Source organism: Zunongwangia atlantica 22II14-10F7 (assembly GCF_002094855.1).
GTDB lineage: Bacteria > Bacteroidota > Bacteroidia > Flavobacteriales > Flavobacteriaceae > Zunongwangia > Zunongwangia atlantica.
Window position 1 is genome coordinate 39,024 of the sequence record NZ_ARYN01000009.1, and the last position, 14,373, is coordinate 53,396.

At 36.4% G+C, this 14,373-nt stretch carries 9 protein-coding genes; 7 read left to right on the forward strand and 2 right to left on the reverse strand.

Going from position 1 to position 14,373, the window contains the following annotated elements; genetic code table 11:
* Positions 1–3: 3 nt before the first annotated feature.
* Positions 4–1,464: an aminoacyl-histidine dipeptidase gene (locus IIF7_RS10800; protein WP_084841708.1), complete on the reverse strand. Its 1,461-nt coding sequence runs from the start codon at positions 1,462–1,464 to the stop codon at positions 4–6.
* Positions 1,465–1,675: 211 nt separating this feature from the next.
* Complete coding sequence (locus tag IIF7_RS10805; RefSeq protein ID WP_084841709.1) at positions 1,676–3,547, reverse strand: DUF4859 domain-containing protein; 1,872 nt, start codon at positions 3,545–3,547, stop codon at positions 1,676–1,678.
* Positions 3,548–3,700: 153 nt separating this feature from the next.
* On the opposite strand from IIF7_RS10805, the gene IIF7_RS10810 reads away from it, so the two are divergent.
* The 7 genes from IIF7_RS10810 (at position 3,701) to IIF7_RS10840 (ending at position 14,365) form a co-directional block, all read left to right on the forward strand.
* Positions 3,701–4,774: a DUF3810 domain-containing protein gene (locus IIF7_RS10810; RefSeq protein ID WP_084841710.1), complete on the forward strand. Its 1,074-nt coding sequence runs from the start codon at positions 3,701–3,703 to the stop codon at positions 4,772–4,774.
* An 82-nt stretch (positions 4,775–4,856) separates the two neighbouring features.
* Positions 4,857–7,841, forward strand: a complete 2,985-nt coding sequence (locus IIF7_RS10815) for an amidohydrolase family protein (protein ID WP_084841711.1) — start codon at positions 4,857–4,859, stop codon at positions 7,839–7,841.
* A 12-nt stretch (positions 7,842–7,853) separates the two neighbouring features.
* Entirely contained in the window at positions 7,854–9,167 is a 1,314-nt protein-coding gene (locus IIF7_RS10820; RefSeq protein ID WP_084841712.1) for an amidohydrolase family protein, read from the forward strand.
* A gap of 74 nt (positions 9,168–9,241) precedes the next feature.
* Positions 9,242–10,048 (forward strand): TrmH family RNA methyltransferase, encoded by an 807-nt coding sequence (locus IIF7_RS10825; protein ID WP_084841713.1) that lies wholly within the window; start codon positions 9,242–9,244, stop codon positions 10,046–10,048.
* Positions 10,049–10,090: 42 nt separating this feature from the next.
* Positions 10,091–11,323 carry a M48 family metallopeptidase gene (locus tag IIF7_RS10830; RefSeq protein ID WP_084841714.1) on the forward strand — a complete coding sequence of 411 codons (1,233 nt, stop codon included), beginning with the start codon at positions 10,091–10,093 and terminating at the stop codon, positions 11,321–11,323.
* Between the two features lie 345 nt (positions 11,324–11,668).
* The gene (locus IIF7_RS10835) at positions 11,669–13,879 is read left to right on the forward strand and encodes a RelA/SpoT family protein (RefSeq protein WP_084841715.1); all 2,211 of its coding nucleotides are present in this window, start codon (positions 11,669–11,671) and stop codon (positions 13,877–13,879) included.
* A 30-nt stretch (positions 13,880–13,909) separates the two neighbouring features.
* Complete coding sequence (locus IIF7_RS10840; RefSeq protein WP_084841716.1) at positions 13,910–14,365, forward strand: Fur family transcriptional regulator; 456 nt, start codon at positions 13,910–13,912, stop codon at positions 14,363–14,365.
* Positions 14,366–14,373 lie beyond the last annotated feature (8 nt).

The following is a 14,373-nucleotide window of genomic DNA, read 5'->3' on the forward strand; positions in this document are numbered from 1 at the left end:
TCCCTATTTCTTCGGAATATTTTTAAGCACCTCTAGTGTAAAATCCCAAAACTTCTGAGTTGAAGAAATACTTGCTCTCTCATCTGGTGAGTGTGCTCCTCTAATTGTAGGTCCAAAAGAGATCATATCCATATCTGGATAATGATTTCCTATAATTCCACATTCTAATCCTGCATGACAGGCAGCGATATTAGCCTTTTCCCCATGCTGTTTTTGATAAATTTCATCTAAAACCTTAAGAATTGCAGAAGCTGGATTTGGCGCCCAACCAGGATATTCTCCAGATTGTTTCACTTTAAACTTCGCTAGCTCGAAACTTGCCTGCAAGCTATGCGCAAGATCACTTTTTGTAGACTCTACAGATGATCTTGTAAGACATTTTATTTTTGCCTTTCCGTTAGCGACCACTACGTTAGCGATGTTATTTGAAGCTTCAACCAAACCTTCGATCTCTGGACTCATTCTATAAACACCATTATGTGCAGATGCGATCGCTTTTATGATCTCCATCTGATCTTCAACCTTCATTAGTTTTCCACTAATTTCAGCTTCAGAAATACTAATATCCATATTAGGCTCCAGGCTTGCATATTCTTTTTTGATCTCATCGATCCAAACCAACATCTGCTGAACAAAAAAGTTGGTATCTTCTTTATCTACTGTTACAAAAGCTTCACTTTCACGAGGGATCGCATTTCGAAGTCCGCCTCCGTGCAATTCAGATACTCGTAATCCAAAATCACGATAAGCAGTATATAATAATCTGGCTATTAATTTATTGGCATTAGCCAAACCTTTAATGATATCCATTCCAGAATGTCCACCTTGCAGGCCTTTTACTACGATCTTATAGCCAACACTGTTATCAGGAACATTTTCTTCTTCGTATTCACGCAAAGCTGTAATATCGATACCACCGGCACAGCCAATACCTATTTCATCATCTTCTTCGGTATCTAGATTCAATAAAATATCACCTTTCAATAATTCTGAAGAAAGCCCTTTTGCTCCTGTCATTCCTGTCTCTTCATCTATCGTAAACAATGCTTCGATCGCTGGATGTGCAATATCTTCACTTTGTAAAATAGCCATTATCGTAGCAACCCCAAGACCATTATCGGCTCCAAGTGTTGTGCCATCTGCTTTTACCCAATCACCATCTACATACATTTTTATTCCCTGAGTATCAAAATCGAACTTTGTATCGTTGTTTTTTTGATGCACCATATCTAAATGGGATTGTAAAACAACGGTTTTTCGATCTTCCAAACCTGCAGTTGCCGCTTTACGGATTACAACATTACCGGTTTCATCAACCTGGGTTTCCAGTTCTAACTGTTCCCCAAAGTTTTTGATAAATTCGATTACTCTGTCTTCTTTTTTTGACGCTCTGGGCACTTCGTTTAGATCTGCGAAGTTATTCCAAAGTGCTTTGGGTTGTAAATCCCTTATCTCATCATTCATTTTTATATTTTTTGATGTATTTTCAAAAATAACGCTATTTAATTGAGAATTAAAGACAAGAATTATAATAATATCTTAATTTAAAGACTAAAATCAAAAATGGGATCCTTACGAATCCCATTTTTGATGATTTCAGAATAGATTATTTTAGCTTTCGAAAGATAAGATAGGCTTTAGAATTAGTCTTAAAATCATCGATTTTCGAGTAGAATTATTCAATAGTGATATTGAAAGTGATCGTCGCCTGCGCAAACTCATCCGTTTCGTATTCATAAATTAAAGCCTGACTAATCGTATAAGTATCTCCTGAAACAGAATGTCCCGGATATTGACCAATTTCAAAATTAAAATTGCTTTCAGTAAATTCTGAATATACTACCGCATTATCTCCCCAGCCAATCACATTTCCTGCAGCGTCAAACCAATGTCCGTAACCATTCGCTGTAGTTTCAGCAATTAGGTCTCCGTTGCTATTTACCGCATAAAACTGAATTGAATTTCCTATTTCCTGCGCGATTTGATTAGGCTGCATTAAGAAAGCTTCCGCAAGTGCTTCAGTATTTAAAGTGACATTTGTTCCGGTATAATTTTCAGTATCAGCAGGGAACGAAATATCATAACTTAGATCAACATTTTGTGGTTCACCATCTTCAGGAAGATCTACAATTCCCAAAATATTTGTTTCAGCAAAAGAAACCTGATAGGGCCATTGATCGTCATTACTATTATCATCGTCCCATGCATGCGGTGAATATTCGCTTGGAGCACCGGTCACCACAAACCATAGATTTGTTGTATTTTCTGGCACGACAAAAGAAGCAGATCCATCACTATCATTATTCATCTCGCCATAAACACGAGTTCCGTTTTCTTGAAGTGCGACAAAACCATAACGCCAACCAGCGATCGAAGCATCTACAGTATTAAAACCAGCTGCATTGGGAATCCCAGTAAAATCTACGCTAACTTCAGTATTTGCTTCAGGCACATTTAAAGGAATAACATTGTAGCCTGTTGTTTGCGGAGCATAATCTGGACTTACAATATGGCTACCATCTGGTTGACTGGTATAATTATAATTTTGAGCGCCGATAAAGTCTTCTCCATAACTTCTGAGATCGTCCAAATCCCAGGTTACAAATTTTGTTGCTGCATCGTAAATTTCAGCATTTAGATCATCTACGCTTATGCCTGTAATTCGCATATATGCCTGAATTGGATCTTCTGGCTCCTGAGCTTCTCGCCATAAACGACCAATAAAATCCCTACCGTGTAAAGAAGTCCAGTAATAATGAATAAAATAACTGGCGTAGCGATAATCTTCGTGATGAATATGCTTATTATAATTTTCAATATACACGCCAAAATCACCCACGGTAAATGCAAGTTCTGGATACGACTGAAATCCCTGCCATTGTGCGGTTTGCTCCCAGAAAGCATTTCCGCCATTTCCGCCAAAACCATATCTAAAGCCATGACCATTTGCTATATCTGAAAACACCTGGTATTGAAAACTATGACCAATCTCGTGCGCAATGGTATGCCCTACAGGTTGCGCGGTATTAGGACTTATCCATAAAGCACCTATCGTATCATCGTAACCAGATCCTGTAGCCAGCCACTCATCCTGGTAGAATAGAAAGATCATCATTTTATACTCATCAAGATTAGAGTTTCCTACGCCAGTTTCTGCGAAACCTAATTCCCCAATATTTAGCGCATAAAAATCTTCAGCTCGCTCTAAGAGGTCGTCGATATCTACGCGATACGATGCAGGCGTATCTGCAGATCCCGGAGCATTATCACCATAGCCTGCTCCCCAAAAAACTATAAAATGCTCAGATTCACGGCTTCGGTTATAAGTCCACGTGCTTTCAGGATCTTCAAAATCCATTTCGCTAAACTCATTAGGAATGTAAATGGAAAGTTCTCCTTCTTCTGGAGCTGGCTCTTCTTCAGGTTCTTCAACAGGAGTTTCTTCCTCTTCTCCTCCAACAGGTTCTTCAAAAGATTCATCTGAAGAACAATTCACAAAAAACAGATTCAAAAGCAATAGAATCATTAGCTTTTTAAGTAATCTCATAAAAATTTATATTAAGTAGGTTAGAATAAACATCAATATTATAAAGTCTGTTCATTTTAAATTCCTATTATTTTCCCCCATCCTTCGATTAAATTAGCATTTAGAAGAAAACAATTTCTTTATACTACGCTTAAAAATCCTATTTTTGAGATTGTGAAAAAGAAGTCCCAAATAGTATTGGCCATTTTATTACCTATTCAGGTTATCCTTATAAAGTTTTTAGCAGGAAATGAATGGTTTATTGAAATCTGGTATAGTCGCGGAATTTACCCGTACATCTCTAGAATAATGCGTTGGTCGCTTGGTATTTTACCATTTTCCTTTGGTGATGTTTTATATACGCTTCTTGTAATCTTTATTCTTCGCTGGCTTATAAAGAGATTTAAAACTCGGTTTAAAAAGCCGAAAGAATGGATTGTAGAAATGTTTGCGAGTCTCTCTATAGTTTACTTTTGTTTTCATCTATTTTGGGGTTTCAATTATTATCGGCTGCCACTCCACCAGTCTTTAGATATCGACAATGAATATTCTACGGAAGAATTAGTTTTATTAACCGAAAAACTAATTGAACAGTCCAATAAAACTCATCTTGAAATTGTCGAAAATGACTCAGCAAAAGTTGAAATTCCATATTCTAAGGCTGAAATTTTTGACTTTACCGTTAAGGGCTACGATCACATTAAAAATGACTTTCCTGAACTTACTTACACAGGGCGTAGTTTAAAGCGATCTATTTTTAGTTGGCCACTTACGTATATGGGATTTAATGGATATTTAAATCCGCTTACAGGAGAAGCCCAGGTAAACACCACAATATTACCTTTTAAAATCCCAACAACGGCAAGCCACGAGGTTGGGCATCAATTGGGTTTTGCTAAAGAAAATGAAGCGAATTTTATTGCCTGCCTGGTCACGATCAATCATCCAGATCAATATTTTAGATATTGCGGCTTTACCTTTGCGCTTAGATATTGCCTAGCAGAACTTTTTAGAAGAGACCGCGAATTGGGTGAAAAGCTGATAAAAACACTTAATCCCGGCATTCTAAAGAACTATCAGGAAGTTGAAGATTTCTGGCTTCAGCATCAAAATCCTTTCGAGCCTTTATTCCAGACCTTTTACAATCACTTTCTTATCGTAAACAATCAACAGGAAGGCTTACGCAGTTATAGTTATGTAGTTGCTCTACTTGTTAATTATTACGATGACCTGGAAAATGCTTTCTAAATTCATTAAGGGTTTATTAATTTTTTCTTAATTTTCTGCTTTTTAAAATTTCAACCACATTTTAATCAAACCCCTAACATTTATGAAATATAAATTTCTACTATGTTTTCTATTTTTGGGAATTACCAGTTTATCTGCCCAGGAATATTTCCCCACCAACTCGGGAGTAAAAACAACCAACACCAATTACACAGTTTTTAAAAATGCAACTATCCATGTAGACCCCACATCTACCATAGAAAATGGAATGTTTGCCATTAAAAATGGAAAAATAACCGCTGTTGGAAAATCAATTTCTACACCAAAAAACAGCGTTATTATCGATTTAGAAGGAAAAGACGTTTATCCATCTTTTATCGATCTTTATAGCGAATTTGGAATTAAAAAACCAGAGCGTGAAGCTGGTTTTGGAAGATCGGGACAATATGAAGCTACCAGAGAAGGTTTTTACTGGAACGACCATATTAGACCAGAGCAAAATGCTGTAGAAAGTTTTAGCTACGACGCCAGAGAAGCCGGTAAATATCACAATGGAGGTTTTGGCGTTGTAAATACACATGTTGCAGATGGTATTATGCGTGGAAGCGGTGTTTTAGTTGCACTAAATCCAAACGGAACTGAAGGTGATCGTATCTTAAACGACCGCTCTGCCGAATATCTTTCTTTTAGTAAAAGTGTAAAATCTCAACAATCTTATCCATCATCTATTATGGGAGCGATGGCATTGATAAGACAGGTTTACCTGGATGCTAAATGGTATGCTGCAGGAAATACAGATAATAAAGATCTTGCTTTAGAGGCCGTAAACAAAAACAAAAATCTTACAAAGATTTTCGCAACAGATAATCTTTTAGATCAATTAAGAGCCGATAAAATTGGTGATGAATATGGTATTCAATATGCTATTCTTGGTAGTGGTTTTGAATATGAAAAACTAGATGAAATTAAAGAATCTGGGGCTACTTACTTAATTCCTTTAACTTTCCCGGCAGCTTACGACGTAGAAGATCCTTTTATGGCTGAATATGTAAGTCTTGCTGAAATGAAAAGATGGAACCAGGCTCCTGCAAACTTAAAAATGCTTGCTGATGCAGATGTTCCTTTCACCATTACTACAAAAGGTTTAGATCCTGCGAAAGATTTTAAAGAAAACCTATTAAAAGCTATTGAATATGGCCTTTCTGAAGAAGATGCGCTTGCTGCATTAACTACCACTCCGGCTAAAATTATTGGACAGTCTGGAAAATTAGGCGAAATCAAACAAGGGGCATGGGCTAACTTTATTATTACCTCTGGCGATTTCTTTAAAAAAGACTCTAAAATCTTCGAAAACTGGATTCAGGGAGAAAAAACCGTTATAAACACGATGAATACTACTGATATTACCGGTAAGTACGATCTTAAGTTAGACGGGAAAGAATATACTTTAGATATTACAGGTTCTGCTGAAAGACCAAATGCAAAAGTTGAAGCTGAAGATGTAAAAATAGGATCAAAATTAAGCTTTGAAGATAGCTGGATGACCCTATTAATTTCTTCTCCAGATACTACAAAAACTGAATTTATAAGGTTATCTGCAAAAGTACCTTCTGATTCAGATAAAATTAGCGGTAAAGCAATATTAGCTAATGGAGATACTACTTCGTTTACCGCAACTAAACAATCTTCAGAAGAAAAAGCTGATAAAGACAAAAACGATAAAGAAGAAGACAGTAAATTTCCAGAAGTTTTACCTGTTACCTTCCCTAACCAGGCTTATGGTTTTGAAGAAATGCCAGAAGCCGAAGATATCCTTTTTAAAAACGCTACTGTTTGGACAAACGAAGAACAAGGAATTATAGAAAATACCGATGTTCTTGTTAAAAAGGGGAAAATCGCTAAAATTGGTAAAGATTTAAAAGCAGGTGGCGCAACTGTTATAGATGCTACCGGAAAACACCTAACCTCTGGAATTGTAGATGAACATTCGCATATCGCACTTTCTTCAATTAATGAAGGTGGCCATAATTCTTCTGCTGAAGTTAGTATGGAAGATGTAATCGAACCTTCTGATGTTGCTCTTTATCGTGATCTTGCCGGCGGGGTTACTACCGCACAATTATTACACGGTTCTGCAAATCCAATTGGTGGTAGATCTGCAATAGTTCGTTTAAAATGGGGAGCATCTGCACAGGATATGATCTTTGAAGATTCTCCTAAATTTATCAAATTCGCTTTAGGTGAAAACGTAAAACAATCTAACTGGGGCAGCGGAAATAGATTCCCTGTAACCAGAATGGGTGTAGAGCAGGTTTATATGGATTATTTTAGCCGTGCTAAAGAATACATGAAAAATAAAGAAGCAAATCCAGATACCTACCGTAAGGACATCGAAATGGAAACGCTTGCTGAAATTTTACGTGACGAAAGATTTATTAGCTGCCACTCTTATGTACAAAGTGAGATTAACATGATGATGCACGTTGCAGATAGCATGGGCTTTAGAATTAATACATTCACTCACATTCTTGAAGGTTATAAACTTGCCGATAGAATGGCTGAAAGAAATATTGGAGGCGCTACATTCTCAGACTGGTGGGCGTATAAATATGAAGTTGAAGATGCTATCCCTTACAACGCGGCTATTATGCACAGCCAAGGAGTTGTTACCGCTATTAATAGTGACGATGCTGAAATGAGCCGTCGTCTTAACCAGGAAGCTGGAAAAACGATGAAATATGGTGGATTAACCGAAGAAGAAGCCTGGAAACTGGTTACTTTAAATCCTGCAAAATTACTTCATATCGATGATAAAGTTGGAAGTATTAAAGAAGGAAAAGACGCCGATTTAGTGCTTTGGAGCAACCACCCACTATCGGTGTATTCTAAAGCTGAAAAAACAATGATCGAAGGGGTTGTTTATTTTGATTTAGAACGTGATAAAGCTTTAAGAGAAGAGATCAAAAAGCAAAAAAGTGAGCTTATTACTCAAATGCTTCAGGCTAAAAACAAAGGAATGAAAACTCAGCCTGTAGTTAAAAAAGAGAAAATTGAGGCACATTGTAACACTATGGAAGCAATCCGATAAAAATTCAGAAAAATGAAATTATTTAATATCACATTTATACTTGCATTTATTTCTGTTTTAGGATTAAATGCACAACAAATGCCTGCTGCCAAACAATCTGAAGCTGTTAGCATCGTTGGCGCTACCGCTCACATTGGTAACGGTGAGGTAATCGAAAACAGCCTTATCATTTTTGAAGATGGTAAAATCACATCTGTAAGTAAAGCTTCTTCAGCAGCATCGCAAGCAAAAGGCGAAATTATTAATGCTGAAGGAAAACATGTTTATCCTGGATTTATTGCTCCTAATGCCACTTTAGGTTTAGTTGAAATTGACGCGGTAAGAGCTACAGACGACGAGGATGAAATTGGCGAAATGCTACCACATATTCGCAGTTTAGTTGCTTACAATGCAGAAAGTCAGGTAACTGAAACCATGCGTCCTAATGGTGTTTTATTAGGACAAATCGCCCCAAGAGGCGGATTTATCTCTGGAACTTCTTCTATTGTACAATTTGATGCCTGGACTTGGGACGATGCAGCTGTAAAAATGGACGATGGATTGCACATTAACTGGCCAAGCAGCGTTCGTCGTGGACGTTGGTGGATGGGAGAAGATGCCGGCATTAAGCCAAGCAAAGAATACCAGCAGGAGATTATCAAGTTAAGAGGCTTTTTTGCTGAAGCTAAAGCTTATCTGGCCGGAGATCTTAAGGAAAACAACCTTCCTTACCTGGCTATGAAAACTGTTTTTAGCGGTGATAAAAAAGTATACGTTCATGTAAATGGAGAAAAAGAAATCCTAGACGTTATTCAGTTTAAAAAAGATGAAGATTTAAAAGATCTTGTAATTGTTGGAGCTTACGACGGATTAAAAGTTGCAGATGAACTTAAAGCAAATAACATTCCTGTTTTAACAGGAAGACCGCACAGCTTGCCAAATCAGGATGACGATGATTATGATTTACCATACAAATTAGCAGCCGAATTATCTAAAAAAGGTATTCTTGTAGGAATAGAAGGTAGCGGTAGTATGGAACGTATGAATTCCAGAAACCTTCCTTTTTATGCCGGTACAGCAGTAGCTCACGGTCTTGATAAAGAAGAGGCCTTAAAGCTTATTACCAGTAATACGGCCAAAATCCTGGGAATCGATGATTTTGCAGGTACGTTAGAAGAAGGTAAAGATGCTACGCTTTTTATTAGTGAAGGCGATGCTTTAGATATGAGAACTAATATTCTTACCGATGCTTTTATTCAGGGAAGAAAAATTAGCCTTGAAACCAGACAAACTAAGCTTTGGAAACGTTATATGGCAAAATACAAGAGACAGGAAGAAGGAGAATAATCTCTAAAAATTTCCTTTAAATTCAATTAAAAGCTGCTCGAAATCGGGCAGCTTTTTTTGTTATTTTTGTCTTTATGAATACAGAAATTTCGAGCACTCAGAATAAACGCATCAAAAACCTTTTACAGCTTCAGGAAAAATCCCGAAATCGTAAAAAAGAAGGTAAATTTGTGGTCGAGGGATTGCGAGAAACAGGCCTGGCGCTAAAAGGTGGTTTTGACCTTTTAGAAGTATATTTTTGTCCCGAGTTCTTTTCTGAAAATGAATTTAAATCCATTCCTAATTTTGAAAATTCTCATGCCGAGATCATCGAAATCTCTTCAGAGGTTTATCAAAAATTAGCGTATCGCCAAAGTACTGAAGGTTTAATCGCTGTATTCGCTTCAAAAGAAAATGGTCTAAAAACTCTTAATTTCAGTAATAAGAATCCGCTTATTTTAGTTGCTGAAGCTCCCGAAAAACCAGGCAATATTGGCGCAATCTTAAGAACGGCAGATGCGGCAAATGTAGATGCGGTTTTCATCGCCAATCCTAAAACAGATCTTTACAATCCTAATATTATACGATCTAGTGTGGGTTGCGTTTTTACCAATACCATCGCCACGGGAACTACCGCTGAAATTATCGATTTTCTTCAGCAAAAAAATATTTCCATTTACGCTGCGGCATTACAGGCTTCAGAAATTTATACAAAAATAGATTTCACTCAAGCTTCAGCCATCGTTGTGGGTACTGAAGCAACCGGACTAAACCAGGAATGGCGCGATGCGGCAAAGCAAAATATCATCATCCCAATGAGCGGTGCCATAGATAGTATGAATGTTTCTGTAGCGGCGGGAATTCTTATTTTCGAAGCCAAAAGACAACGATCATTTTTGTAGATTCGGCATTTAATTTGCTATTCAATTTTTAAAATTCTCGATTTGAATCCTGAAACTTTATTTTACATTATTGTCGCGCTTATTTTGGCCGACTTTATTTTCGATAAGATCCTGGACACTTTAAATGCACGGCATTTTGACGATCCTATCCCGGCAGAACTATCTGACGTTTACGAAAAGGAAGAATATGAAAAATCACAGCGTTATAAAAAAGAGCGCTATAAATATGGAATCTTAACTTCAGCTTTCTCACTAATTTTAACCCTAGCTTTCCTATTTTTAGATGGTTTTGAATGGGTAGATACGATTGCTAGAGAATTTTCTAAAAATGAGATTGTAATTGCACTTATTTTCTTCGGAATTATAATGATTGGAAGTGATATCTTAACTACGCCATTCTCCTACTACTCTACTTTTGTGATCGAGGAAAAATATGGCTTTAATAAAACCTCAAAATCGACATTTTTTATAGATAAAATTAAAGGATGGCTTTTAATGGCGATTCTTGGTGGAGGAATCTTAGCACTTATCGTTTGGTTCTATCAATTTGTAGGTTCAGATTTTTGGTGGTACGCCTGGATTTTAATTGCTGCTTTTTCAGTATTTCTGAATATGTTTTATGCCAAACTTATTGTACCGTTATTCAATAAACAAAGTCCGCTTGAAGATGGCTCGTTAAGAACTAAGATCGAGAACTACGCTAAAAGTGTAGGTTTTAAGCTGGATAATATTTTTATCATCGATGGTTCTAAACGAAGTACCAAGGCGAACGCCTATTTTTCTGGTTTTGGCAGCGAAAAGAGAATTACGCTTTTTGATACTTTGGTGAATGATCTAGAGGAAGAAGAAATTGTTGCCGTACTGGCACACGAGGTTGGCCATTACAAGAAGAAACACATCATTTTTAATCTATTTGCTTCAGTATTAACTACAGGATTTACACTTTGGTTGTTGAGTTTGTTTGTTGGAAATCCGCTTTTATCGCAGGCTTTGGGTGTAGAAACTCCAAGTTTTCATATTGGTTTAATTGCCTTCGGAATTTTATACAGTCCTATTTCAGAAATAACCGGACTAATCATGAACCTTATCTCCAGAAAATTTGAATATCAGGCCGATAATTACGCGAAAGAAACCTATAATGCAAAAGACCTCATTAGCAGTTTAAAGAAACTCAGTAAAAATAGTCTAAGCAATTTAACTCCGCATAAAACCTATATTTTCTGGCATTATTCACATCCTAGCCTTTTACAGCGCTACCGGAATTTGATGAGTTAGTCTGATTAGATTATTAGACATGAGATTTTAGATGCTAGAGATAAAGGAATTTAAAAATTGGACAGTTTGGTAATTTTAAGACTCTTTTATTAAACAGATTTTTGTTCCCCATAAAGGTTTTTAGCGATTCACCTGAACAGATTCTAAGGAAATTGGTGGAAGAATTAAAGTATATAATGAATCTAAATATTGAACATTGACAGTTAAAATAAAAAAAGCTAAAGCCTGAATATCAATATTGGATGTTTTTAGGACTATATTTTTTTATTGATTATTTGATAACTGATTGTTGTTTATTGCTATGTGAACGTTGTTTATTGAAATTTGTTTATGTATTTTTAAAATATGACAGAGGCAGCTATAGAAAAAGAAAATAAAGAGATCGCACAGCAGTACAAAGAACTGCTAAGGATTAGCTATCAAACTTTGACCGACGAGGATAAAAAACTCATTCGATCGGCGTTTGATACAGCTGTTGACGCGCATAAAGATCAGCGACGAAAATCTGGAGAAGCGTATATATTTCATCCAATCGCAGTAGCTAAAATTGTAGCTTCGGAAATTGGATTGGATGCCACTTCTATTGCCGCTGCCCTACTTCACGATGTTGTTGAAGATACCTCTTATACGCTAGATGATCTTGAAAGAATGTTTGGGGAAACCGTTGCCAAAATTGTAGATGGTTTAACCAAAATTTCAAGCCTTAAAAAAGATAAAGATGTTTCCCTGCAAGCCGAAAACTTCAGGAAAATGTTACTGACGCTTAATGATGATATTCGAGTAATTATCATCAAAATTGCAGACCGTTTGCACAATATGCAAACTATGGACGCAATGCGCAGGGATAAACAATTGAAGATCGCTTCAGAAACGCTTTATATTTATGCCCCTCTAGCACATAGAATAGGCCTTTACAATGTAAAAACCGAGCTTGAAGATCTGGGATTAAAATATACCGAGCCAGAAGTTTATCAGGATATTTTAACCAAGATCAAAGAAAGTAAAGAAGAGCAGGATGCTTATATTACTGAATTCTCTAGGGTAATTCAGGATTCTTTGGATAAGGAAAATCTTGATTACGAAATAAAAGGGCGGCCAAAATCTATATTTTCGATTCGGCGTAAAATGAACAATCAAAATATTAGTTTTGATGAAGTTTACGACAAGTTTGCCATTAGGATTATTTATAAAAGTGACCAGGCAAATGAAAAGTTTTTAGCCTGGAAAATCTACTCGGTCGTTACAGATCATTTTAGGCCAAACCCCACCCGTTTAAGAGACTGGATTTCTTCACCAAAATCTACCGGATACGAAGCTTTGCACATTACGGTAATGGGACCAAAAGGCCGATGGGTAGAAGTGCAGATTCGTAGTGAGCGTATGCATGAAATTGCAGAAAAAGGTTATGCAGCGCACTATAAATATAAAAATGCCGACGAGAAAGAGGAACAGGGAATTGAAGAATGGTTAAATCGTCTTCAGGAAGTTTTAGAAAATCCTACGGTTAATGCTGTAGATTTTGTAGAGCAATTTAAATTGAATTTATATTCAAAAGAAATCTTTGTGTTCACTCCTCAGGGAGATTTAAAATCACTGCCAAAAGGTTCTACTCCGCTCGATTTCGCATTTAGTATTCATACTGAAATTGGAGCACATACACGCGGAGCAAGAGTGAACAATAAACTGGTTCCGTTAAGTCATGTATTAAAAAGTGGTGATCAGGTAGAAATTATTACTTCAGATAGCGCAAAACCTAATATAAACTGGCTGGATTATGCCACAACTGCAAGAGCAAGGGCAAAAATAAAATCTTCATTAAAAGAAGAGAAAAAACAAATTGCTGAAGAAGGAAAAGCTATTTTAACCCGTAAGCTAAGAGCTCAGAAAATTCCGTTCAATGAAAAAACGGTAAACGAGCTTGTGGTGCATTTTCATCTAAAAACAAGTCTGGATCTATTTTACCGTGTTGGAATTGGGAAGATAGATAACCAGGCACTAAAAGAATTTGCTGCTTCCAGAAGTAATGCACTGGTAAGTTATATTAAACGGAAAATTAGTAAGAAGCCAGAGATAAGTCAGGATCTTAACAAAGATGAAATTACCGCTAACTACGATCAACTAGTTTTTGGTAAAGAAGAAGATGAACTGGAATATAAACTGTCTAATTGCTGCAACCCAATTCCTGGTGACGATGTTTTTGGATTTGTTACTGTAAATGAGGGTATAAAAGTTCATAAAATAAATTGTCCCAACGCCATACAATTACAAAGTAATTATGCTTACCGAATTATCCAGGCAAAATGGGTAGATAGCTCTCAGCAAGATTTCAAAGCCGTAATTAAACTAAATGGTATAGACAATATTGGTCTTGTAAGTGATGTAACCCGCGAAATTTCTAGTAACATGCATGTTAATATGAAGAATATTAATTTTGAAAGTGACGACGGAATTTTTAGCGGAAGGATTACAGTAGTGGTTAAAAACAATGCTGTTTTAAATAAAATTATAGACAGGCTGAAAAAAATTAACGGGATAGATAAGGTTACCCGTGAATAATCGCATACCTTTGTGCGGCAGTAAAAAATTATGAGTAAAAAAGTTGTAAATAAGAACGACCAGGCAGTAGTTAAAAACGTATTTACCAAATTTTTGGAAGAAAAAGGGCATAGAAAAACCCCTGAACGTTTTGCCATACTACAGGAAATTTATGATAACGATGAGCATTTTGATATCGAATCTTTGTATATCAAAATGAAAAATAAAAAGTATCGCGTAAGCCGTGCTACTTTGTATAACACCATCGAGCTATTATTGGAATGTGGCCTGGTACGTAAGCATCAATTTGGGCAAAATCAGGCTCAGTATGAAAAGTCTTATTTTGACAGGCAACACGATCATATAATTCTTACCGACACCGGGGAAGTAATTGAATTTTGCGATCCTCGAATTCAATCTATAAAACAAACAATAGAAGAAGTGTTTGATATTGAGATAAACAAACATTCTTTATATTTTTACGGTAATAAAAAAACAACCAATTAAGTATAATT